Genomic DNA, 22,341 nt, shown 5'->3' with positions numbered 1-22,341 from the left:
CGTGTGGGTCAAAAAGTAAATCCAGTCGGTCTCCGTATTGGGATTATCCGCGATTGGGAATCCAAATGGTACGCTGGCAAAGACTTCGGTGATCTTCTTATGGAAGACGTAAGAATTCGTGAATACCTGAAGAACAAACTTAAAGATGCGGCAGTTTCCCATATCGAAATCGAGCGCGCGGCTAATCGCGTTAACGTAACGATCCAAACCGCTAAACCAGGAATGGTTATCGGTAAAGGCGGCTCTGAAGTGGAAAACCTGCGCACGGAGCTTGGTAAAATCTCCAAAGGCAAAAAAGTTCACATCAACATCTCTGAAATCAAACAAGCAGATCTGGACGCTATTCTTGTGGCTGAAAGCATTGCTCAACAACTGGAGCGTCGTGTTTCATTCCGTCGTGCTTTGAAACAAGCGATCCAACGTTCGATGCGTGCTGGCGCTAAAGGAATTAAAACTGCAGTTAGCGGTCGTCTCGGCGGCGCTGAGATTGCACGTTCGGAAGGCTATAGCGAAGGTACTGTTCCATTGCATACACTGCGCGCTGATATTGACTACGGCACAGCAGAAGCATCTACTACTTACGGCCTTATCGGCGTAAAAGTATGGATCTACCGCGGCGAAGTCCTTCCCGTTAAGAAGAAAGCTCCCCAGGAAGGAGGCAACTAATCATGTTGGTACCTAAACGTGTCAAACACCGCAAACAACAACGCGGACATATGAAAGGTCGTGCAAAAGGCGGTACTGAAGTAGCTTTCGGCGAATATGGCCTTCAAGCACTTGAGCCGTCATGGATCACGAACCGTCAGATTGAATCGGCTCGTATCGCAATGACTCGCTATATCAAACGTGGCGGTAAAGTATGGATTAAGATCTTCCCAGCTAAACCGATCACTCAAAAGCCTCTCGAAGTTCGGATGGGTAGCGGTAAAGGTAACGTTGAGAAATGGGTTGCAGTTGTTAAACCAGGTAAAATCCTGTTTGAACTTGCTGGCGTATCCGAAGAAGTCGCTCGTGAAGCGATGCGTCTCGCGTCCCACAAACTGCCGATTAAAACGAAGTTCGTGAAACGCGAAGAAGTAGGTGGTGAAGCAAATGAAAGCTAATGATTTTCGCAACCTAACCTCTGCTGAGATAGAACAAAAAATCACTGGTTTTAAAGAGGAGCTTTTCAATCTTCGTTTCCAACTGGCTACTGGCCAATTGGAAAGCCCGACACGTATTCGTGACGTGCGTAAGAACATCGCTCGCGCTAAAACTATTTTGCATGAGAGAGAACTTGGAATCAGCAGCTAAATAGTTGTCCCTAATTCAAGGAACTTCTAGGTTTATGGAAGGAGGAAGAACATGAGCGAACGTAATGCCCGCAAAGTACTAGTTGGTAAAGTCGTAAGCGATAAAATGGATAAAACAGTTGTTGTTGCTATTGAAACATATAAAAAACACAACCTTTACCATAAACGCATTAAGGTCACGAAAAAGTTCAAAGCGCATGATGAAGAGAATCAGGCGAAAATTGGCGACATCGTGAAAATCATGGAGACTCGTCCGTTGTCGAAAGACAAACGCTTCAGACTCGTGGAAATAACTGAAGTGGCGATTATCCTTTAAGATGTAGTATAGTAAATGAGCATTTTCCCGGAAGGAGGACGTTAAAATGATTCAACCATTTTCTCGTTTGCGCGTTGCTGACAACTCTGGCGCCAAAGAACTAATGTGTATTCGTGTGCTTGGCGGTACGGGACGTCGCGTCGGCGCTATCGGCGATTTGATCGTGTGTTCAGTTAAACAAGCAACACCAGGCGGCGTTGTCAAAAAAGGTGACGTTGTTAAAGCAGTAATCGTTCGTACGAAGCGTTCGGTTCGTCGTAAAGACGGTTCCTATATTGCTTTTGACGAAAATGCAGCTGTTATCGTAAAAGAAGACAAGAGCCCACGTGGTACTCGTATCTTTGGACCAGTTGCTCGTGAACTTCGCGACAAAGATTTCATGAAAATCGTATCACTTGCTCCAGAAGTTATTTAATTCAATCCCTATGGGGTCGCAATAGCTTGATCATCAAGCATGCAGGAGGTGTAACTCATGCCAAGGCTGAAAAAAATTCTTGAATCGCACAACAACAAATTGCACGTTAAAAAAGACGATACTGTAATTGTCATTTCCGGTAAGGACAAAGGCAAAAAAGGTCGTGTAATCGCTGCGTATCCACGTGAAAACCGTGTACTCGTAGAAGGCGTCAATTTCGTCAAAAAACATACTCGTCCATCGCAAGTAAACCCGCAGGGCGGTATCATCGAGCAAGAAGCGCCGATTCACGTATCGAACGTGATGCACATTGATCCGAAGAGCGGCAAGGTAACTCGTATCGGATACAAAGTGCTCGACAACGGCAAAAAAGTCCGGATTGCAAAACGTTCCGGCGAATCGATCGACTAATCGTTACGTTAGGAAAGGAGGTCCATCAAAAATGGCAGCAAGATTGAAAGATCGTTTTCTGAATGAAATCACGCCTGCACTAATGCAGAAGTTCAACTATACGACTGTGATGCAAGTGCCGAAGGTCGAGAAGGTTGTCATCAACATGGGTGTTGGCGAAGCAGTTTCCAACTCCAAAGTGCTTGATGTAGCTGTTGAAGAACTTCGCATTATCTCAGGTCAAAAACCAGTTGTAACTCGCGCGAAAAAGTCTATTGCAGGCTTTAAACTTCGTGAGAATATGCCGATTGGGGTTAAAGTAACATTGCGCGGTGAGCGCATGTACTATTTCCTTGACAAGCTGTTCAACATCTCGCTTCCACGTGTACGTGACTTCCGTGGTGTCTCGACGAAAGCATTCGACGGACGCGGTAACTATACACTTGGCTTGAAAGAGCAACTCATCTTCCCGGAGATCGAGTATGATAAAGTTGATAAAGTGCGCGGTATGGACATCGTCATCGTCACGACTGCAAAAACTGACGAAGAATCTCGCGAATTGCTAGCCCAAATGGGCATGCCGTTTGCGAAGTAATCCACTTGTAGGAGGTGTAATACCCAGTGGCAAAAACTTCGATGAAAGTAAAGCAACAACGTGCACCTAAGTTTAAAGTGCGTGCTTATACACGCTGTGAACGTTGCGGCCGTCCGCACTCTGTTTTGCAAAAGTTTCAAATTTGCCGGATTTGTTTCCGTGAATTAGCATACAAGGGCCAGATTCCTGGCGTTAAAAAAGCAAGCTGGTAATCAGCCTAGTTCGGGAAGGAGGTTAACACAAATGGTTATGTCTGATCCGATTGCAGATATGTTGACACGCATTCGTAATGCGAACGTAGTTCGTCATGAAACCGTAGAAATGCCCGCTTCGAAACAGAAGAAGCAAATTGCTGAAATCTTGAAGCGCGAGGGTTTCATCCGCGATGCTGAATATATCGAGGACAACAAACAAGGGATTATCCGTATTTTCTTGAAATACGGCCCGAACCAAGAGCGCGTTATCACTGGTTTGAAACGTATTTCGAAACCAGGATTGCGTGTGTACACACAAGCGACTGAAATCCCACGTGTTTTGGGCGGTCTGGGAATTGCTATTATTTCCACGTCCAAAGGGGTTATGACCGATAAAGAAGCTCGTCAAGGTAAAGCTGGCGGCGAAGTCGTCTGCTACGTTTGGTAAGTAACAAGTCACAAAGATTGGAGGTGTAACAATGTCCCGTATTGGTCGCAAACCGATCCAGGTGCCAGCTGGCGTAAGCATTAACCTGGACGAAACAGTAATTACAGTTAAAGGACCGAAAGGCACGTTGTCCCGTTCGCTTCACAAAGATATGAAGATCAATGTCGAAGCTACTGAGATCGTGGTTGAACGTCCGTCTGACAATAAATTGCATCGCTCATTGCACGGAACAACTCGCAGCGTCATCGCTAACATGGTGAGCGGAGTTACTGAAGGGTTCTCAAGAAACTTGGAGCTCGTTGGCGTAGGTTACCGTGCAAGCAAATCTGGAGAGAAAATCGTACTTAACGTTGGTTACTCTCATCCAGTAGAGATCACTCCTGAGAATGGAATTGAGTTCGATGTACCTGCGAACACGAAAATCATTGTTCGCGGTATCGACAAAGAGCTCGTTGGCGCAACTGCTGCCAAAATCCGTTCCGTACGTGAGCCAGAACCTTATAAAGGTAAAGGTATCAAGTACGAGGGTGAGCGCATCATCCGTAAAGAAGGTAAAGCTGGTAAGAAGAAATAAGCAGTCTAATTGGGCTGCTTAACATAGCGGTATAAGGATTAGGAAAGGAGTGAACCTTGAATGATCACGAAAGGCGATAAAAACAAGGCTCGTCTGAAAAGACACTTGCGTGTTCGTAAAAAAATCAACGGAACGGCATTACGTCCGCGTCTATCGGTATTCCGTTCTTCGAAGCATATTTATGCACAATTGATTGACGATGTAACTGGTGTAACACTGGCTGCTGCATCCACACAGGATAAAGAGCTTGCTGAAACAATCGGTAACGGCGGTAGCGTAGAAGCTGCTACTAAAGTCGGCGAATTGGTTGCAAAACGCGCTCAAGCGAAAGGGTTGACCCAAGTAGTATTTGACCGTGGCGGTTACTTGTATCATGGCAGAATTCAGGCGCTGGCTAACGCAGCACGCGAAGCTGGTCTGGAATTCTAGTCGAATTTTCTTATAAGGAGGTTAATCGACTTGCGTGTAGATCCAAATACGTTAGAACTGACAGAAAAAGTTGTCAATATCAACCGCGTTTCCAAAGTTGTTAAAGGCGGACGCCGTTTCAGCTTTAGTGCGCTTGTAGTTGTCGGCGACGGCAATGGCTACGTTGGCGCAGGGATCGGTAAAGCTGGCGAAGTACCTGATGCAATTCGTAAAGGTATTGAAGATGCTAAGAAAAACCTGATCCATGTACCACTCGTTGGCACAACAATTCCTCACTTAGTGCTTGGACACTTCGGAGCAGGAGAAGTTCTCCTGAAGCCGGCTTCCAAAGGTACTGGTGTTATCGCTGGCGGACCAGTTCGTGCGGTTCTAGAACTTGCTGGCGTTGGCGACATCTTGACGAAATCGCTCGGTTCTTCGAACTCCATGAATATGGTTAACGCAACGCTCGAAGGTCTTTCCCGTCTTAAACGTGCGGAAGATGTTGCGAAGCTTCGTGGAAAAACTGTCGAAGAGCTTTTAGGTTAAGGAGGGGTATACGATGGCAAAATTGCAAATCACCCTCGTTCGCAGTTTAATTGGCCGCAACGAGAAACAACGTGCAACAGTTCAATCGTTCGGTCTTAAAAAAATTCGTCAAACGGTTGTACTGAACGATAGCCCGGCTATTCGAGGCATGGTTAACCATGTAAGCCACTTGGTTAAAGTTGAAGAAGTATAACAACAATAGATGGTTCCAGAAATAAATAAGGAGGTGCAAGAACGATGAAATTGCATGAACTCGCACCAGCACCAGGCTCCACGCAAGTGGGTAAACGTAAAGGCCGCGGTATTGGTACAGGTAACGGTAAAACATCGGGCCGTGGTCACAAAGGTCAGAACGCTCGTTCCGGCGGCGGTGTACGTCCTGGATTTGAAGGCGGTCAGAACCCATTGTATCGTCGTGTACCGAAGCGTGGATTTAACAACCGTTTCCGTACAGAATACGCGATCGTGAACATTGAAGAACTTAACAGCTTTGCAGCAGGTACTGAAGTCACACCAGAAGTTCTTCTTGAGCAAGGGATTGTAAAAAATCCACTAGCGGGTATTAAGATTTTGGGCAATGGCGAAGTTAATGTTCAACTGACTGTAAAAGCAAGCAAGTTCTCTCAATCTGCGGTAGAGAAAATCCAGGCTGCCGGCGGTAAAACCGAGGTGATCTAATTGTTCAAAACCGTGTCCAATATCTGGAAAGTGGAAGATTTGCGCAAGCGGATTTTGTTTACCCTTTTCATACTTTTCATTTACCGCATCGGCTCGTTCATTCCGGTGCCGGGTGTTAACAAAGACGTATTTACACAGATCAACGATGCCGGTACAAACCTGTTCGGTTTGCTAAACACGTTTTCCGGTGGCGCGCTATTCCAATTCTCCATCTTCGCGATAGGGATTACACCATATATTACAGCCTCGATTATCGTGCAGCTGCTATCTATGGATGTTATTCCGAAATTCGCGGAATGGGCGAAGGAAGGCGAGAACGGTAAACGTAAGCTCGCCCAGATTACACGTTATGGCACGGTTATCCTTGGTTTGGTGCAAGGCTTTGCGACAGCTATCGGCTTCAACCGCCAATACAGCTACGAAATGGTTCCAGGTGCAACTTTCGTTGATTACTTGGTAATTGCTATCATCCTGACGGCAGGTGTATCCTTCCTGATGTGGCTTGGTGAGCAAATTACGGAGCGTGGTATCGGTAACGGTATCTCGATCCTGATCTTCGCAGCAATTTCAGCAGGTATCCCAGGACATATTCGTACGATCTATACAGATCAATTCGTTGGTTCTGAGAGCATGCTGTTCTGGAATATTGGTAAGATGTTGCTGATCCTTCTAGTGATCATCCTCATCATCGTTGGAGTTATCTTTGTTCAGCAAGGTATCCGTAAAATTCCGGTTCAATACGCTAAACGTGTTGTTGGACGGAAAATGTACGGTGGACAATCAACGCATATTCCGATGAAAGTGAACGGTGCAGGTGTTATTCCGGTCATTTTCGCGGTTTCACTATTGATGTTCCCGGCTACCATTGCTCAATTCTGGGCAGGGGCTAATTGGGCGAATTGGATTATCAACAACTTGAACTATAACGCGCCGCTTGGCATGGTATTGTACGTGCTGTTGATTATCGGGTTCACCTTCTTCTACACCTTCGTTCAGATTAATCCGGTTCAAATGGCGGATCAAATGAAGAAGAACGGCGGATATATCCCAGGCATTCGTCCTGGTAAACCGACTTCATCTTACTTGACTCGCGTTTTGTCACGTATTACTCTGACAGGTGCGCTATTCCTGGCGGTTATTTCCTTGTTGCCGGTTGTGTTCGGTAAGCTTGCCGGACTGCCGCAATCGGTACAACTCGGCGGTACCTCGCTTCTAATCATCATTGGTGTCGCGCTTGACACGATGAAGCAAATCGAGAGCCAGTTGATTAAACGCCATTACAAAGGGTTTATCAATAAATAACAATAGGTTCTGACGGGGCTTCCGTGACGTCGCGTGCGATGGGGCGGAACCCGCATGAGCCTATTGTGCTTAAAGCGAGGAAGACGGCAATGAACATTTTATTCATGGGTCCTCCGGGAGCCGGTAAAGGGACACAAGCCGAACGGATCGTTGATGAGTTTGGCATACCACATATCTCGACAGGCGATGCATTTCGCCTTGCGATGAAACAAGGTACACCGCTCGGTCTCAAAGCGAAAGAGTTTGTCGATCAAGGACTGCTCGTTCCTGATGAGATTACGAACGGAATCGTGAAAGAGCGTCTTGCTCTGGAAGATTGCAATAAAGGGTTCTTGCTCGACGGATTCCCACGTACTTTGCAGCAAGCCGAAGCGCTTGACCAAATGCTTACGGAACTCGATCGCAGTATTGACCATGTTGTTAACTTGAAAGTTGACCGCGGATTTCTGCTAGCCCGATTGACCGGGAGACGCATCTGTAAAGCTTGCGGTACGACCTACCATATATTGTTCAACCCGCCTAAGGTAGAAGGTATTTGTGACAAAGATGGCGGCGAATTATACCAACGGTCTGATGACACAGAAGAAAAAGTCGGAACAAGGCTTGATGAGTATATCTCAAAAACAGCACCGCTTCTTGACTATTACGAGAGTAAAAGTCTTCTTCGTGAAGTCGACGGTGAGAAGGAAATTGATGAGGTAACTACTCAGATCGTTTCCTGCTTGCGAGGTTCATTGTAATGATTATCCGCAAATCCGAATTGGAGCTGCGATATATGAGGGAAGCCGGTCGCATTGTTGCGGAGACGCATCGTTTAATGGCTGAGGCGGTTAAGCCAGGAGTTACGACTCAAGAGCTTGATCAACTTGCTGAAACGTTCATTCGCAGTCAAGACGCCGAACCATCCTTCAAAGGTTACAATGGTTTTCCTGCCAGCATTTGCGCTTCTGTGAATGACGAGCTGGTGCACGGTTTCCCCGGACCCAGAAGGTTGAACGAAGGCGATATTATAAGCATTGACATCGGAGCGAAGTATAAAGGCTATCATGGCGATTCCGCATGGACCTACCCGGTCGGTACGGTATCTGGTGAAGTCAAACGGCTGCTCGAAGTGTCGGAGCAATCGCTGTACGCAGCATTGCAGCTTATCCGTCCTGGTGTTAAATTATTTACAATATCGCATGCGGTTCAACAGGTTGTCGAAGCGGCCGGTTTTCAGGTCGTACGCGAATTTGTCGGGCACGGAATCGGTGAGGACCTTCATGAGGAACCGCAAATACCGAACTACGGCTTGCCAGATCGCGGTCCCAGGCTTGAGCCTGGAATGGTGCTTTGTATCGAACCTATGGTGAACATCGGCGAACGATATGTCCGCACGCTAGAAGACAATTGGACGGTCGTAACAGAAGACGGCACATGGTGCGCTCATTACGAGCATACTGTGGCTGTAACGGAGGACGGTTTCGAAATTTTAACGAAGTTACCGGACGTGGAGTAATCTATTATGGAGAAACTACCGCAAGTCGGCCAAATCGTTAAGGTGCTTCGGGGGAAAGATGAGAGCAGCTATGCTGTTATTATTGAAATTGTTGACGAGAGGTTCGTGCTGATTGTCGATGGTGACAAACGAAGATTCGATCAACCGAAGAAAAAGAACGTTCTGCATCTCGAGTTACAACCCGTTGTAAGCACAGAGGTCACTGACAGCTTGCTTGAGACGGGCAGGGTGACCAATGCCAAGTTACGTTATGTGATTCAGAAGTATGCAATTGCGAAAGGAGAATGACGGTTGGCTAAGGAAGACATCATTGAGGTCGAAGGAACGGTGATTGAGCCGTTGCCGAATGCCACATTCAAGGTGGAGCTGGAGAACGGTCATCAAATTCTCGCACATGTTTCCGGTAAGCTCAGAATGCACTTTATTCGTATTCTGACAGGAGACAAGGTGGTTATACAGTTATCGCCTTATGACTTATCAAAAGGGCGCATTACCTATCGGAAGTAAATCGGCTTAGGTTTGCTAACGTAGGATTCGGGAGGTAATCACAATGAAGGTAAGACCTTCGGTTAAGCCGATCTGCGAGAAATGCAAAGTCATTCGTCGCAAAGGCAACGTTATGGTGATTTGTGAAAATCCGAAACACAAACAAAAACAAGGATAGAAGGAGGGATAACGGCCTATGGCACGTATAGCTGGTGTAGACTTGCCGCGTGACAAACGCGTGGAAATCGCCCTGACATACATTTTCGGAATTGGCAAAACAACTTCACAAAAAATCTTGAGCACAACTGGCGTTAGCGCAAACACTCGTGTTCGCGATCTGACTGAAGATGAGCTTGCGAAATTGCGTGAAGCGATTGACAAATCCGTTAAAGTGGAAGGCGACCTGCGTCGTGAAATTTCGCTTAACATTAAACGTTTGATCGAGATCGGATGCTACCGTGGTGTTCGTCACCGTCGTGGCTTGCCTGTTCGCGGACAACGCACGAAAACAAATGCGCGTACGCGTAAAGGTCCTCGTCGGACTGTAGCTAACAAGAAGAAATAATAAGGGGTGATTAAGGACAATGGCTAAACCAAAAAAAGTCGTTCGTACAAAACGTCGTGACCGTAAAAATATTGAGTCTGGCGTAGCGCACATTCGCTCGACATTCAATAACACGATCGTAACGATCACAGACCCTCACGGTAATGCAATCTCATGGGCGAGCTCCGGTAACATGGGCTTCAGAGGTTCCCGTAAGAGCACGCCTTTCGCAGCTCAAATGGCAGCTGAAACAGCAGCTAAAGCAGCGATGGAGCATGGCATGAAAGCTGTTGAGGTTATGGTTAAAGGTCCAGGCGCAGGCCGTGAAGCAGCGATTCGTTCGCTTCAAGCAGCTGGTCTGGAAGTTAACCTGATTAAAGACGTAACGCCAGTTCCTCACAACGGATGCCGTCCGCCGAAACGTCGTCGCGTATAGTTAGGTCCGCTGTGGTATCAAATATCAACAACTTGTGAATAATGGTTGTGAAGGTTTGGCATACTACGAGATTTGACTAAAAAAACGGTTTGTAACGGAGCGACGTTTGAAGGAGGGTACTATTAGTGATTGAGATCGAAAAGCCGAAAATCGAGACCGTAGATTTGAATGAAGATGGAACATACGGACGTTTTGTCGTAGAACCGCTGGAGCGCGGATATGGAACGACGCTTGGAAATTCGCTTCGCCGAATTTTGTTGTCATCGTTGCCTGGCGCAGCTGTAACTTCAGTTCAAATCGACGGAGTGCTTCACGAGTTCTCTACGGTTCCTGGAGTGATGGAGGACGTTACTGAAATCATTCTGAACTTGAAAGGCCTCTCGTTGAAAATCCACTCTGATGAAGAAAAGGTGTTGGAAATTGACGCTGAAGGTGAAGGGATCGTTACGGCGGGGGATATTCGGGCTGACAGTGATGTCGAGATCTTGAACCCTGATCTTCACATCGCAACCTTGGCCTCCGGCGCTCGGCTCCATTTGCGAATTTTTGCTAATCGGGGACGTGGTTACGTTCAATCGGACCGTAATAAACGGGACGATCAACCGATTGGGGTTATTCCTGTCGATTCGATTTACACGCCAATTACCCGTGTCAATTACAGCGTTGAGAATACTCGCGTAGGTCAGGTAACTAACTACGACAAGCTAACACTTGAAGTATGGACCGACGGCAGTATTAGACCGGAAGAGGCTGTTAGCCTCGGCGCTAAAATTTTGACCGAGCATTTGGATCTGTTCGTCGGATTGACTGATGAAGCCAAAGACGCGGAAATCATGGTCGAGAAGGAAGAAGATAAGAAAGAGAAAGTTCTAGAGATGACTATCGAGGAACTGGATCTTTCCGTACGTTCTTACAACTGCTTGAAACGTGCAGGCATCAATACGGTTCAAGAGCTAATCACGAAATCCGAAGAGGACATGATGAAGGTTCGTAACTTGGGCCGTAAATCCCTCGAGGAAGTTCAAGAGAAGCTTGAAGAGCTCGGCTTGGGCCTTCGTATGGAAGAGTAGTTACCATTAAGAGCATCTAGTGTAGACTAAAGGCAAGGGAGGGGAAATCAAGATGGCATATCAAAAACTAGGCCGTGACGCTAGCGCACGGAAAGCATTGTTCCGTGACCTCGTTACTGACCTGTTCCTTTATGAGCGCATTCAAACAACGGAAGCAAAAGCAAAAGAGGTTCGTTCGATCGCGGAAAAACTGATCACTAAGGCTAAGAAAGGCGACTTGCACGCTCGTCGTCAAGTAGCAGCTTACGTTCGTCGTGAAACAGTTGACGGTGAGAAAGACGCAATCCAAAAGCTGTTCTCCGAGCTGGCCGCCCGTTACTCGGAACGTGCAGGCGGATACACGCGGATTTTGAAGCTAGGACCTCGCCGTGGCGACGCTGCGCCAATGGTATATTTGGAACTGGTTGATCGCGCGTAAGACAGGCGTAAACGGCTGACACCGCCCTTTGGCGGCGAAGCTCACGTTTCGCAGTGAAAGATAAGGGTAGTATAAGGTTCAAATTTATACTTTCTTATCTTTGAGAAAGGGTGGACCCTTGAGGCCACCTTTTTTTATTGCCTTCTTGAGACTGACTGGTCCTATAGAAGCTTTAGTTCATGCTGAGGAACTGCTATAGGCTCCAGAATGCCTCTACGCTGCCTGTTTAGTGGCGAGAAGGGTCTGGCATGCAGCAGGTGGGACGTGTGTGTGCTTAAGCATGCAGGCGGCTGCTGCGTTCGTGTAGTCTGTGCCTGTAAGGACAGACTCATACCAATACGTTAAACATAAACATGATGAATGTTTAATCTGCTTACAGCCAAACAGGGTAACTCCTAACTTATACTCAGCCTTACTCTGTAATGGCTTGGAAGCAGCTCTCTTAGTAACGAAGCGTTGTTTGATTATCGGATTAAGAGAGGCCGGAAGGACTGTTCTACTATACAAACAACAGAACACCACTTCCGCTAGTAGTAGGGAAACACAAGTGATGGGCTGGAATGGCGAGCAACTCGGGGGAGCTGCGCCAGGTGAAGGATCGTCCCTAGGACTATACTTCTTTGCTAGCTTATTCACTTTGATTGTAAAGGCGGTGCATGGATGAGAAACATAGGTGTCACGGTTAGTTATGACGGAACGGACTTTAATGGCTTTCAGTCACAGCCGTACGGAAGAACGGTACAGCAAGAGATTGAGAAGGCCATTAAGGCGCTGACGGGTGAGGATATTCTTATTATCGGCTCCGGAAGAACAGATGCAGGCGTTCACGCGCTAGGGCAAGTGTTCAATTTCTATACGGAATCTACGATTCCAGTTGAACGCTGGGCGATCTCGCTGAATTCAAGGCTGCCGAAGGATATCGTTATACGGGAAGCATACGAGGTTCCTGAACATTATCACGCTAGGAAATCGGCGAAACGGAAAACCTATCGCTACACCATTGATATGGGAAAGTTTCCTGACGTGTTCGTCCGTCACTATGCGTTCCACCATCCAAGACCCTTGAATATCGAGGCTATGCAGCAAGGCTTAAGTCATCTGGTAGGCGAGCATGATTTCACATCATTTACTTCCATACACTCCACTAAGCCACATCATGTCAGAACCATCTACGAAGCTTATTTGGAGAAACAAGGAAGCCTGCTCCATATGTATATAACCGGCAACGGTTTTTTGTACAATATGGTCAGGGTCATTATGGGAACATTGCTTCAGGTTGGTCAAGGAAAACGCACGCCACACGATATGGAACGCATATTGAAAGGGCGCAGCAGAGCCTTGGCAGGACCGACAGCGATGTCACATGGACTCATTCTAATTCAGGTTGAATACCCGAATGAAAAATGATAGAAATCATGACAAACCGCTTGCTTTAACCTACTTTGTATAGTAGAATATAACTTGTGCTTTCTTAGTGGCTATCCCACAGCCCCGACTGAGAATTCACAAACTTGGCAGCTTTAAACAGATAACAAACAAACGTGAAACGTTGTTTATAAAATTTTAAATGTAACGGAATTAAGGAGGATCATCCATGCGTACCACCTATATGGCTAAGCCAAATGAAGTTGAGCGTAAATGGTACATCATCGATGCGGCAGGCAAAACGCTGGGTCGTCTGGCTACTGAAGCAGCAAGCCTGATCCGTGGCAAACACAAGCCACAATTTACGCCGCACGTTGACACTGGCGATTTCGTCATTGTAATCAACGCTGACAAAATTGTTTTGACAGGTAAGAAACTTCAAAACAAAATGTACTACCGTCACTCGATGTATCAAGGCGGACTGAAAGTTACGCCTGCACACGAAATGATCGCTAAGAAAGCTGACCGCGTTATCGAATTCGCAGTTCACGGCATGTTGCCGAAAACTCGTCAAGGTAACAGCATGAAGCTAAGACTCAAAGCATACGCTGGTTCGGAGCATCCGCATCAAGCACAAAATCCAGAAGTTTACGAACTTCGCGGCTAATAAGGGGAGGACAGTTTCATGGCTCAAGTGCAATACTATGGAACCGGTCGTCGTAAACACTCTGTTGCACGTGTACGTCTTGTGCCAGGTGAAGGACGAATCATTGTTAATAAACGCGATCTGAACGAATATTTCGGTCTGGAAACGCTGAAGCTGATCGTTAAACAACCGCTTAATCTTACTGAGACGCTTAACCAATACGACGTGCTCGTAATTGCTAACGGCGGCGGTATGTCTGGTCAAGCTGGCGCTATCCGCCACGGTATTTCTCGTGCTCTGCTCAAAGCAGACCCTGAATTCCGCCCAGCTCTGAAACGTGCTGGATTCCTGACTCGTGACCCACGTATGAAAGAACGTAAAAAATACGGTCTTAAAGCGGCTCGTCGCGCGCCACAATTCTCGAAACGTTAATATCCCTTGTTTTACAAGGAAATGCCCTTGGCCGATTACGGTCAAGGGCTTTATTTTATTTTGTTAGAAATGAAATGAGTTAAAACAGCTGCTGCGCAGACGAATGTTCTTACGATCGCTGTTGTTTTCGGATTACTTGAACGATATAGACAGGTGGTAATCCGAAAACAAAGGCGAACGCTAACGCTTCATCAGAATCATTCGTCTGCTCCGCTGCCTTTTAATAGCTTAAAGAGTAGGGGCAGAGAGCATCGCATGTTCGAACTCTCCAGGTATATGATTAATGAATTCAGACCTTATTGATGTTGAAGTACAGGGTTTTTGACCCGATTGAAAAAAAAGTAGCCACTTTATTTCAATTTGGAGTAAACTATGGTTGAACATTAGAGCTGGAGAACGTATAATTTAAATCAATAGCATATAAACTTACTTGGAATTAAAAATGGAGGTCTCAATGATGAACCTATTTGAAAAAGAAGCATTGATCCAACAAAAGGTGGATGAGCTGGAACATGCCACTCCCGAAGAAATTATTGCGTTCGCAGTCGAAACATTCCCTAATATTACATTTGCATGCAGCTTCGGCGCAGAGGATGTTGTTCTTGTCGACATGCTGCAAAAAATAAGCCCGACAACAGATATTTTCTACTTGGATACGGATTTCCACTTCAAAGAAACGTACGAGACTCGCGACAAGATGATTGCGCGTTACCCTGGTATTCCTTTTGTAGAGGTGAAGCCGAAGATTACACCAGAAGAGCAAGCCGCACAATTCGGAGAAGAGCTGTGGAAGACGGACGCTAACCAATGCTGCAACATCCGCAAAGTTCAACCGCTGACACAAATTCTGTCGAAATACGAAGCATGGATTACAGGTATTCGTCGTGATCAGGCTCCAACCCGTGCGAACTCCAAGAAAATTGAATATGATACGAAGTTCGGACTCGTTAAATTCAATCCTATCGCTCACTGGACAACTGAAGATGTTTGGAACTATATTCGTGAGAATGATGTTATCTACAACCCGTTGCATGACCAGAACTACCCGAGCATCGGCTGCGAGTACTGCACTCGTAAGGTAATGCCTGGTGAGGATCCTCGCGCTGGACGCTGGTCTGGTCAAGAGAAAACAGAATGCGGTCTTCATAAATAATAAAGTTAGCTGGCTTGATAATGTATCCAGATCTCCTTAGGAGGCAAATACAATAATGAGTCAAATTTTACCGCATGGCGGCGTACTGGTTGACCGGGTCGCTACAGGTGAGCAGCGCGAAGCATTGCTCAAGGAAGCACAAGGCCTTAACACAATTATTGTTAACGCATGGACAATCTCAGATCTTGACCTTATCGGTGTAGGAGCATTCTCTCCTCTGACAGGTTTCCTGAATGAAGCCGACTATCATTCTGTAGTTCAACAAATGCGTCTGGCTGACGGTACTGTATGGAGCATTCCAGTTACTCTAGCGGTTGAGGAGCAGAAGGCTGCGGAACTGCAAGCAGGCACTCGTGCTGTTCTCGTTGGTGAAGATGGTGTTACTTACGGCATTATTGACGTTGAGAGCATCTACTCTGTCGATCAGAAGGTTGAAGCGGTTAACGTGTTCAAAACCGATGATCTAGAGCACCCGGGCGTTCAAAAGCTATTGTCCCGTCCTTCTACTTATGTAGGCGGTGCAATTACCGTATTGAATCGTCCACAGCCAGAGAAATTCGGCGATTATTATTTTGATCCGGTTGAGACTCGTCGTATCTTTGCGGAGAAGGGCTGGATGACAGTAGTTGGATTCCAAACTCGTAATCCCGTGCACCGTGCACATGAGTATATTCAGAAGACAGCTATGGAAATTGTTGACGCTCTGTTCTTGAATCCACTTGTTGGTGAGACGAAGACCGATGACGTTCCTGCAAATGTACGGATGAAGAGCTATCTGGCTCTGCTGGAGAACTACTATCCAAGCGATCGCGTATTCCTTGGGGTATTCCCAGGGGCTATGCGTTATGCTGGTCCTCGTGAAGCGATCTTCCACGCGCTTGTTCGTAAGAATTATGGCTGCAGCCACTTTATTGTAGGCCGTGACCATGCAGGAGTAGGCGACTATTACGGCACGTATGAAGCACAGGATTTATTGCGTACAATTCCAGCAGCAGATCTTGGCATTACTCCGCTCTTCTTCGAGCACAGCTTCTTCTGCAAAAAATGCGGCAACATGGCTACATCCAAAACTTGTCCGCATGACAAAGACCATCATTTGACACTGTCTGGAACGAAGGTTCGTGCCTTGCTGCGTGAAGGCATTTGCCCGCCGCCGGAATTCTCCCGTCCAGAAGTTGCTCAAATCCTGATTGAAGGTATGTCTGAACACCCAGTTGGCTAACTCGGGCTCATAATCGACCATCTCGTCCCATATAAATGATAAGGAGTACAGAGCTTGCACTAAAAAGCACTGCACTCGTTAATCATTAGATGGAAGACGGGGTGGTTTTTTTATGCGCCGAAAAGGACGTGGCATTGTCGTGTGGATGACCTACAAAGGAGCGCTCCGTATTACCGCAGGTGTACTGGCTCTTGTGCTCACTTGGATATTGTTGACCCAGAGTGAGCCGTTCGCACGAACCTTTACGTATTGGACGCTTCCTTTATCAGGGAAGACCATTGCAATTGATGCGGGGCATGGCGGGGCTGACGGCGGGGCAGTGAGTAAGCAAGGAATTGTAGAGAAGGATTTGAATTTATCGATTGCTTTATATTTGCGTGATTTTTTGCAGCAGGCTGGAGCGGTAGTCGTGATGACAAGAGAAGGGGATTATGATCTGGCACAGGGAGATAGCAGGGCATACAGCAAGCGTAAGACAGAGGATTTGTACAAAAGAGTAAGTAACATCAAAGAAAGTAAAGCTAGCATGGTGGTCAGTATTCACATGAACAGCATTCCATCGGACAAATGGTCTGGAGCTCAGACATTCTTCAATCCAGCTAATCATCCGGATAACCGCCTATTGGCCACATTTATACAGGCTGAAATTAAACGTAATCTAGAGAATACGAATCGCCAGGCTGCTACTGAAGACAAAGTGTTCTTATTAAAAGCAATCGAGGATATACCGACCGCTCTAATCGAAGTCGGCTTCCTGTCGAATCCCGGTGAGGCAGCTCGACTAGCTGATGCCGAGTATCAACGACAAGTGGCAGGGTCGATCTATGAAGGCATATTGCGCTATGCTTCTGGTGAGAAGCTTGCCAGCAACAATTAAACCGCCTAAACAGACAGTGTGTTATAATCATTGTAAATAAGCACACTATTGAATGCATAAAGGTGGGACATACATATGTTAACGCGTGAGCAAGCAGTAGAAGTCGTCGGTTCAGTGACGGCGCAATATAGCGCGGACTCCGTAGCAGTCCGCGATGTGATGGTTCGGGACCGTGCAGTATCGATGACGGTCCTTGTGGCTAGCGAGGAAGCGAAGCCCTCGCTGGAAGCTGCGCTGCGCGACGCGCTGACGCAGGCTGGCGCCGAAACCGTGCATTGCCGGTTTCGTCCGCTTGCGGCTGCCGCGGATGCGCCAGCACCCGCCGCTGCCGCAGCAGGCGGCGCGGCCAAAGGCCCCGTCCAAGGGCACGGGGCCGGGCTAACAAGCCCGCTGCTCGATCCCAGCAGCGGCGTGCAGTTCATTGCCGTAGCCAGCGGCAAGGGCGGCGTCGGCAAATCCACGGTGACCGTCAATCTTGCGGTCGCCTTGGCTCGTAAAGGCAAGCGCGTCGGCATTATCGACGCCGACATCTACGGTTTCAGCGTGCCCGATATGATGGGCATCGAGAACCGTCCTGAAGTCGTGAATGAGCGAGTCATCCCGATTGAGAAGTTCGGTGTGAAGGTGATCTCCATGGGCTTCTTCGTAGAAGACAACAGCCCGATCGTCTGGCGTGGACCGATGCTTGGCAAAATGCTGCGCAATTTCTTCACCGAGATCGAGTGGGGCGAGCTGGACTACTTGCTGCTCGATTTGCCGCCAGGAACGGGTGATGTAGCGCTTGATGTGCATCAGATCATTCCGCAGAGTAAAGAAATCATCGTTACGACTCCGCATGCGACTGCAGCCTTTGTAGCAGCGCGAGCAGGGGCGATGGCGATTAAGACCAACCATGAAATTATCGGTATAGTTGAGAATATGTCCTTCTACAAAGATAGGAACGGCGATATTGAGTATATCTTCGGACGCGGCGGCGGTGCTCGACTAGCAGAGTCTCTACATGCTGAGCTATTGTCGCAAATTCCGTTAGGTGCACCAGACAACCATATTTCCGAAATCGATTTCTCACCATCCGTATATAAAGCAGATACCGAGACAGGTCAGCTCTATCTGGAGCTAGCTGATCAAGTCATCGCTAAGTGCGACCATTAAACTAAAAAAGCCCGATGCAAGCCGAGGAAGAGATAAAATCCATCTTCTCTGGCTTGCATGGGCTTTTTCTAATATAAAGGCTAGTTAGGTCGAAGAGCCCTCTTCTTGGCCAGACTCTTCCTCACCGCCGGATTCACCGCTTTCTCCGGATTCTTCTTCTTCACCGCCACCTTCACCTTCTTGTTCCTTCTGCTTATCCACCTTCTCGGTAGGAGACGGCTTGAGCTCCTCCTGAACAGCTTTCTTCATTAGATCAAGAACCTCAAGACGGAACAATGGATTTTGCATCGATTCCTGCATAAGCGACATGACTTGCTTTTTGTACTGCGTACTTTGAAGCACATCAAGAATCATTTTATCCATCTCAGGGTTTTTCATCACCTTAATGAGCTGTTCCTGATAAGAAGGATCCTTCAGCAATTCCTTGTGAATGTCTTTGTTTTCCTTATTAACGGCTTTGGCGAACTCACCTGCGAAGCGAATGTCAGTCATCATGGTTTTGAGCACCTTGCTGTAATCTGGAGAGACCAGCACGTCTTTAACGGCAAGTCGAACTTGCTCCTGATCCTGTACCGACAATAGCTTGGACGTTGAGCCGCTGTAGCCGGACATTTGCTGTGAGGATTCTTGAAGAGCCTTCTGGGCATCCTCTGTTTTTAGAATGTCGATAACCATGGATTTCATGTCTTTATAACTAGGCTGCTGGCTGCCGCCAGATGATTCAGCACCACAACTTGTGAGTACAATGGATAGGGCTGATACAGCCGCCAATAAAGCCCATCTTATGCGCATGCCTCTGTTCTCCCTTCTGTGACAGAACTGCTGTTTTATAATCGATAGTATGCCTTATTGTTCACGGGATTATCATGCGTTTAGGTTAGCTTTTTATTGCGAACGTGGTAAAATAAAACTTGTTGTCCATGCATGCGCTTTACAGGAGATTTTTCGTACATATGCTAAAGAATTTGCTGGCGCAAAACTAAGCCAACGCTTACGAAGCCAGTTTTGCTGGCGCAAAACTAAGCCAACGCTTACGAAGCCAGTTTTGCTGGCGCAAAACTAAGCCAACGCTTACGAAGCCAGTTTTGCTGGCGCAAAACTATAAGGAGGATACATCGTGAATTTGAGAAAATGGTTTTTTCTATTTTGGAGCTGTATGGCGGTTGGTGCGGTCGTTACCATTATTAGTGGCTCGATCATGCAATGGACGGATGCCTCATTCGGATTTATGGGACTCGAGGCCGCAGGCTTCAACGCTCTAATGATGGGGATGGTCGGACTGCTGATTGGGGCATTCAGTCAGATGGGCTTCTTCGCATATCTAACACTGAACTACATCGCACTTAGCGTCTTCCGCAAAAGCTACCTATGGAATGCCTTGCAAGGGTATACCACTGTTTTTGCTGTAGCAGGTCTTGGCTACCTCCTGTATGAGCAAAGAACGAATAACTGGTTCTTCTGGGTACTTCCTCTAGTACTGCTGTTATTCTCACTTGCCATTGGTTATATCAAAATCAAACAAACGAACCGTAGTGCGTTCGTCCCAACTGTGTTTCTCATGTATTTCGTGACCTTCATTGAAGCGTGGCCGGCACTTCAGGGAGAGACGAATATATCCGCTATAATCTTTATGGTTATCCCGTTGTTTGTTTGCAATGCCTACCAAATCCTTCTTCTGCCTAAGCTGCTTGCGCCAACAGCAGCAACCGACTCTGCAGCATCTGCAAAGCCGGTCGCTTAATCATCAATATTCAGCAGCATCCAGCCGTCCTGTTAAGGAAGTCGAAGATGATTTATCCTGGACGGCTTTACCTTCCGTTTCGGTTTGCGATATGAGCCCTGTTACGGAGACGAAATCGTATCCCTTGGATCGAAGCTCGTCTATAATGACGGGAAGCGCTTCATGGGTCTGCTTGACGGAGTCGCTGGCATGCATCAGGATAATATCCCCGTTGTGTGCGCGGCTGACGACACGGTTAATGATTTTATCCGTACCAATGTTCATCCAATCTAGGGAGTCTGTATCCCATTGAATGACCTTGTAATTCAGTTCCCCTGCAATACGAAGAACACGTTTGTCGAAATCTCCATTAGGCAGACGAATCAGGTTCGGTTGTTTACCAGTCAGATCGGATAAAATAGTATGTGCCGTCGTAATCTGTGTGCGAATCTCATCATCGCTTAGCTTGCTGTAGTTGTCGTGCTTATGACCGTGGCTTCCGATCTCAAAACCCGCATCCATAATTTTTTTGACAATGTCGGGATGTGATTGGCTCCAAGGGGAGGATAGGAAGAAGGTCGCTTGGGTGATGCCTTTGTCTTTTAGAATCTGCAGGATTGGTTCCGTACGCTTGTCTCCCCAGCTAATGTCGAAGGTCAGAGCTACAACCTTATTTTCTGTAGGAACATTGTAGATTGCAGCAGGCTGCTGCGGGGCAAACACCGTGATGTTGTCTCTCTCGGCATAGATCACACCGACAGAGAAGACGAGCGCAAGCGTGATTAAGAAGTAACGTTTGATTTTGCGGCCGTTCAGCACATAAAAGAAATTCATCTCAGGGGGCTCTCCTCTCTAATGAAAGCTTGTTCTAGTACAATCTATGCTCGTACATAAAAGTTATTCATCCTTGTTCAAAGAAACAAGCTTAAGGAAAGGGTGCACATATCTTGTTCAAATGGCGTGAGATCAGGAATCATTTTAGAGTTATGAATCCATACATCATATTTGGATTCATTTTGTTTTTTGCCGGAGTGTTTGTCGGAGCGACGAATGAATCCTTTAGTAATTATTTGGAGCAGCAGCTTGCTTCCTTAGGAGGTGTAGCGCAATCTCTCAATGAATCGGACAATCCAACATTATCGTTTATCATTTTTATTTTCCTCAATAATGCGATCAAGTCTGTCTTCATCATCTATCTCGGAGCTTTATTCGGTATTCTTCCATTGCTGTTTCTATTGATTAACGGCATGGTTATCGGTTATCTGCTTCAGCATATCGCTGCTACTGAGGGGACGGGCGAAATGCTGGCTGTTGTGTTCAAAGGCTTGCTTCCACATGGGATCATTGAGATACCTGCGATTATCATTGCATGTGCATATGGCATGAAGTTCGGAGTGCTCGTGCTCAGAAGAATTGGATCTGTATTCGTACCCGCTGAGAAGAAGAAAGATGGCGGTGGAGAGATCGAATATTTCATGATACGAACGATTCCGGTTGTCGTTATTTTGACGGTATCCTTACTTGTTGCTTCTATAATTGAAAGTACATTAAGTGTTTGGTTATTATCGTTGTAATAAAATTCCTATTAATTGAGCATAACAGTAAAGCAGCGTCGTGACGCGTAAGCGCAGATGCTGCTTTTTTGTTAACAGACTTCATTGTCTGTTAGCCATTCTCGTGATTCAACCAGTAAGAGTACAGGCTTACATACTAGGAGGGCACACAACTGTTATGCTAGGGATACTATTCAACGACAAAGAATGCAAAGAACTCGATTATGTGCTGCGCAAAGAATTAGATGAGATGCTTCTTGATCTTAATGACTCCCGTTTGGACGGAGATATTAAGCAAGCTATTACAAGACGCTACAAAATCATCTTCCGTATGTACGCTAGAATTGCTTCCCCTAAGGAGCTGTCACGCTACGCTCTGAATGTCCGCAATTACAGGTAGAAAATCCCAAGTTAAATTAGTTTGAAAAAGTTAAAAAAAAGGGTTGCATTCGTTTGGGCATACGTGATATATTATATGAGTCGCCGCTGAGACATATGGCGAGAACGAGAGAAACAAAACAAGAAGAATTGTTCTTTGAAAACTGAACAACGAGCGAAACTGCCCCATAGATTCCACGGAATTTATGGAGAAGCAATAAACAAGTAAT

The 22,341-nt window shown here is 46.6% G+C and carries 36 protein-coding genes; 34 read left to right on the top strand and 2 right to left on the bottom strand.

Annotated features, from left to right (window positions below; all coding sequences use genetic code 11):
• Positions 1 to 3 precede the first annotated feature (3 nt).
• The 31 genes from rpsC (at position 4) to salA (ending at position 18,460) form a co-directional block, all read left to right on the top strand.
• Positions 4 to 666: a 30S ribosomal protein S3 gene (gene rpsC, locus AC6ESP_RS26050; RefSeq protein ID WP_497099653.1), complete on the top strand. Its 663-nt coding sequence runs from the start codon at positions 4 to 6 to the stop codon at positions 664 to 666.
• Between the two features lie 2 nt (positions 667 to 668).
• Positions 669 to 1,103: a 50S ribosomal protein L16 gene (rplP, locus tag AC6ESP_RS26045; protein ID WP_497099652.1), complete on the top strand. Its 435-nt coding sequence runs from the start codon at positions 669 to 671 to the stop codon at positions 1,101 to 1,103.
• Positions 1,093 to 1,293: a 50S ribosomal protein L29 gene (gene rpmC, locus AC6ESP_RS26040; protein WP_497099651.1), complete on the top strand. Its 201-nt coding sequence runs from the start codon at positions 1,093 to 1,095 to the stop codon at positions 1,291 to 1,293. Before rplP ends, rpmC begins: the two co-directional genes overlap by 11 nt.
• 51 nt (positions 1,294 to 1,344) lie before the next feature.
• Positions 1,345 to 1,608: a 30S ribosomal protein S17 gene (rpsQ, locus tag AC6ESP_RS26035; RefSeq protein WP_497099650.1), complete on the top strand. Its 264-nt coding sequence runs from the start codon at positions 1,345 to 1,347 to the stop codon at positions 1,606 to 1,608.
• A gap of 46 nt (positions 1,609 to 1,654) precedes the next feature.
• Positions 1,655 to 2,023 (top strand): 50S ribosomal protein L14, encoded by a 369-nt coding sequence (gene rplN / locus AC6ESP_RS26030; RefSeq protein WP_497099649.1) that lies wholly within the window; start codon positions 1,655 to 1,657, stop codon positions 2,021 to 2,023.
• 57 nt (positions 2,024 to 2,080) lie between these two features.
• On the top strand, positions 2,081 to 2,434 hold the full coding sequence (gene rplX, locus AC6ESP_RS26025; RefSeq protein ID WP_497099648.1) for a 50S ribosomal protein L24: 354 nt from the start codon (positions 2,081 to 2,083) through the stop codon (positions 2,432 to 2,434).
• A gap of 31 nt (positions 2,435 to 2,465) precedes the next feature.
• Positions 2,466 to 3,008, top strand: a complete 543-nt coding sequence (gene rplE / locus AC6ESP_RS26020) for a 50S ribosomal protein L5 (RefSeq protein ID WP_497099647.1) — start codon at positions 2,466 to 2,468, stop codon at positions 3,006 to 3,008.
• A 26-nt stretch (positions 3,009 to 3,034) separates the two neighbouring features.
• Positions 3,035 to 3,220 carry a type Z 30S ribosomal protein S14 gene (locus AC6ESP_RS26015; protein WP_497099646.1) on the top strand — a complete coding sequence of 62 codons (186 nt, stop codon included), beginning with the start codon at positions 3,035 to 3,037 and terminating at the stop codon, positions 3,218 to 3,220.
• A gap of 31 nt (positions 3,221 to 3,251) precedes the next feature.
• Entirely contained in the window at positions 3,252 to 3,650 is a 399-nt protein-coding gene (gene rpsH / locus AC6ESP_RS26010; protein WP_497099645.1) for a 30S ribosomal protein S8, read from the top strand.
• 31 nt (positions 3,651 to 3,681) lie between these two features.
• A complete protein-coding gene (gene rplF, locus AC6ESP_RS26005; RefSeq protein WP_497099644.1) occupies positions 3,682 to 4,224 on the top strand; it encodes a 50S ribosomal protein L6 in 543 nt (180 codons plus the stop codon).
• 60 nt (positions 4,225 to 4,284) lie between these two features.
• Complete coding sequence (gene rplR, locus AC6ESP_RS26000) at positions 4,285 to 4,653, top strand: 50S ribosomal protein L18 (protein WP_497099643.1); 369 nt, start codon at positions 4,285 to 4,287, stop codon at positions 4,651 to 4,653.
• A 30-nt stretch (positions 4,654 to 4,683) separates the two neighbouring features.
• Positions 4,684 to 5,181 carry a 30S ribosomal protein S5 gene (gene rpsE / locus AC6ESP_RS25995; protein WP_497099642.1) on the top strand — a complete coding sequence of 166 codons (498 nt, stop codon included), beginning with the start codon at positions 4,684 to 4,686 and terminating at the stop codon, positions 5,179 to 5,181.
• Between the two features lie 13 nt (positions 5,182 to 5,194).
• Positions 5,195 to 5,374 carry a 50S ribosomal protein L30 gene (rpmD, locus tag AC6ESP_RS25990; protein WP_497099641.1) on the top strand — a complete coding sequence of 60 codons (180 nt, stop codon included), beginning with the start codon at positions 5,195 to 5,197 and terminating at the stop codon, positions 5,372 to 5,374.
• A 44-nt stretch (positions 5,375 to 5,418) separates the two neighbouring features.
• Positions 5,419 to 5,859: a 50S ribosomal protein L15 gene (gene rplO / locus AC6ESP_RS25985; protein ID WP_497099640.1), complete on the top strand. Its 441-nt coding sequence runs from the start codon at positions 5,419 to 5,421 to the stop codon at positions 5,857 to 5,859.
• Entirely contained in the window at positions 5,860 to 7,161 is a 1,302-nt protein-coding gene (secY, locus tag AC6ESP_RS25980) for a preprotein translocase subunit SecY (RefSeq protein ID WP_497099639.1), read from the top strand.
• Between the two features lie 89 nt (positions 7,162 to 7,250).
• Positions 7,251 to 7,901, top strand: coding sequence for an adenylate kinase (locus AC6ESP_RS25975; RefSeq protein ID WP_497099696.1), 651 nt, complete (start codon positions 7,251 to 7,253; stop codon positions 7,899 to 7,901).
• Positions 7,901 to 8,659 (top strand): type I methionyl aminopeptidase, encoded by a 759-nt coding sequence (map, locus tag AC6ESP_RS25970; protein WP_497099638.1) that lies wholly within the window; start codon positions 7,901 to 7,903, stop codon positions 8,657 to 8,659. Before AC6ESP_RS25975 ends, map begins: the two co-directional genes overlap by 1 nt.
• 6 nt (positions 8,660 to 8,665) lie before the next feature.
• A complete protein-coding gene (locus tag AC6ESP_RS25965) occupies positions 8,666 to 8,947 on the top strand; it encodes a hypothetical protein (protein ID WP_497099637.1) in 282 nt (93 codons plus the stop codon).
• Between the two features lie 3 nt (positions 8,948 to 8,950).
• Positions 8,951 to 9,166: a translation initiation factor IF-1 gene (gene infA, locus AC6ESP_RS25960; protein ID WP_053373919.1), complete on the top strand. Its 216-nt coding sequence runs from the start codon at positions 8,951 to 8,953 to the stop codon at positions 9,164 to 9,166.
• A 43-nt stretch (positions 9,167 to 9,209) separates the two neighbouring features.
• Positions 9,210 to 9,323, top strand: a complete 114-nt coding sequence (gene rpmJ / locus AC6ESP_RS25955; RefSeq protein ID WP_003333770.1) for a 50S ribosomal protein L36 — start codon at positions 9,210 to 9,212, stop codon at positions 9,321 to 9,323.
• Between the two features lie 18 nt (positions 9,324 to 9,341).
• The gene (gene rpsM / locus AC6ESP_RS25950; protein ID WP_497099636.1) at positions 9,342 to 9,710 is read left to right on the top strand and encodes a 30S ribosomal protein S13; all 369 of its coding nucleotides are present in this window, start codon (positions 9,342 to 9,344) and stop codon (positions 9,708 to 9,710) included.
• 19 nt (positions 9,711 to 9,729) lie between these two features.
• On the top strand, positions 9,730 to 10,125 hold the full coding sequence (rpsK, locus tag AC6ESP_RS25945; protein WP_497099635.1) for a 30S ribosomal protein S11: 396 nt from the start codon (positions 9,730 to 9,732) through the stop codon (positions 10,123 to 10,125).
• Between the two features lie 125 nt (positions 10,126 to 10,250).
• Positions 10,251 to 11,195, top strand: a complete 945-nt coding sequence (locus AC6ESP_RS25940; protein ID WP_497099634.1) for a DNA-directed RNA polymerase subunit alpha — start codon at positions 10,251 to 10,253, stop codon at positions 11,193 to 11,195.
• 52 nt (positions 11,196 to 11,247) lie between these two features.
• Positions 11,248 to 11,613: a 50S ribosomal protein L17 gene (gene rplQ, locus AC6ESP_RS25935; RefSeq protein ID WP_497099633.1), complete on the top strand. Its 366-nt coding sequence runs from the start codon at positions 11,248 to 11,250 to the stop codon at positions 11,611 to 11,613.
• A gap of 660 nt (positions 11,614 to 12,273) precedes the next feature.
• Entirely contained in the window at positions 12,274 to 13,020 is a 747-nt protein-coding gene (gene truA / locus AC6ESP_RS25930) for a tRNA pseudouridine(38-40) synthase TruA (protein ID WP_497099632.1), read from the top strand.
• 187 nt (positions 13,021 to 13,207) lie between these two features.
• On the top strand, positions 13,208 to 13,645 hold the full coding sequence (rplM, locus tag AC6ESP_RS25925; RefSeq protein WP_497099631.1) for a 50S ribosomal protein L13: 438 nt from the start codon (positions 13,208 to 13,210) through the stop codon (positions 13,643 to 13,645).
• 18 nt (positions 13,646 to 13,663) lie between these two features.
• Positions 13,664 to 14,056, top strand: coding sequence for a 30S ribosomal protein S9 (gene rpsI, locus AC6ESP_RS25920; RefSeq protein ID WP_497099630.1), 393 nt, complete (start codon positions 13,664 to 13,666; stop codon positions 14,054 to 14,056).
• Positions 14,057 to 14,513: 457 nt separating this feature from the next.
• Positions 14,514 to 15,209: a phosphoadenylyl-sulfate reductase gene (locus AC6ESP_RS25915; RefSeq protein WP_497099629.1), complete on the top strand. Its 696-nt coding sequence runs from the start codon at positions 14,514 to 14,516 to the stop codon at positions 15,207 to 15,209.
• A gap of 55 nt (positions 15,210 to 15,264) precedes the next feature.
• Positions 15,265 to 16,431, top strand: coding sequence for a sulfate adenylyltransferase (gene sat / locus AC6ESP_RS25910; protein ID WP_497099628.1), 1,167 nt, complete (start codon positions 15,265 to 15,267; stop codon positions 16,429 to 16,431).
• Between the two features lie 112 nt (positions 16,432 to 16,543).
• Entirely contained in the window at positions 16,544 to 17,308 is a 765-nt protein-coding gene (gene cwlD / locus AC6ESP_RS25905) for an N-acetylmuramoyl-L-alanine amidase CwlD (protein ID WP_497099627.1), read from the top strand.
• 75 nt (positions 17,309 to 17,383) lie between these two features.
• Entirely contained in the window at positions 17,384 to 18,460 is a 1,077-nt protein-coding gene (gene salA, locus AC6ESP_RS25900; protein WP_497099626.1) for an iron-sulfur carrier protein/transcriptional regulator SalA, read from the top strand.
• An 84-nt stretch (positions 18,461 to 18,544) separates the two neighbouring features.
• On the opposite strand, the gene gerD is transcribed toward salA, so the two are convergent.
• A complete protein-coding gene (gene gerD / locus AC6ESP_RS25895; RefSeq protein WP_497099625.1) occupies positions 18,545 to 19,252 on the bottom strand; it encodes a spore germination lipoprotein GerD in 708 nt (235 codons plus the stop codon).
• Between the two features lie 325 nt (positions 19,253 to 19,577).
• Between gerD and AC6ESP_RS25890 the strand changes: the two genes are divergently transcribed.
• Positions 19,578 to 20,201, top strand: a complete 624-nt coding sequence (locus AC6ESP_RS25890) for a KinB-signaling pathway activation protein (protein WP_497099624.1) — start codon at positions 19,578 to 19,580, stop codon at positions 20,199 to 20,201.
• Positions 20,202 to 20,204: 3 nt separating this feature from the next.
• Here AC6ESP_RS25890 and pdaB read toward each other — a convergent pair whose 3' ends face one another.
• Entirely contained in the window at positions 20,205 to 21,014 is an 810-nt protein-coding gene (gene pdaB, locus AC6ESP_RS25885; RefSeq protein ID WP_497099623.1) for a polysaccharide deacetylase family sporulation protein PdaB, read from the bottom strand.
• Between the two features lie 152 nt (positions 21,015 to 21,166).
• On the opposite strand from pdaB, the gene AC6ESP_RS25880 reads away from it, so the two are divergent.
• Entirely contained in the window at positions 21,167 to 21,754 is a 588-nt protein-coding gene (locus tag AC6ESP_RS25880; protein WP_497099622.1) for a stage II sporulation protein M, read from the top strand.
• A 157-nt stretch (positions 21,755 to 21,911) separates the two neighbouring features.
• Positions 21,912 to 22,133 (top strand): hypothetical protein, encoded by a 222-nt coding sequence (locus tag AC6ESP_RS25875; protein WP_497099621.1) that lies wholly within the window; start codon positions 21,912 to 21,914, stop codon positions 22,131 to 22,133.
• The last annotated feature ends 208 nt before the right edge of the window (positions 22,134 to 22,341 follow it).

Source organism: Paenibacillus xinjiangensis, assembly GCF_059686975.1.
The sequence above is the reverse complement of the archived record's forward strand: the minus strand, read 5'-3'. Positions and strand labels throughout refer to the sequence as shown.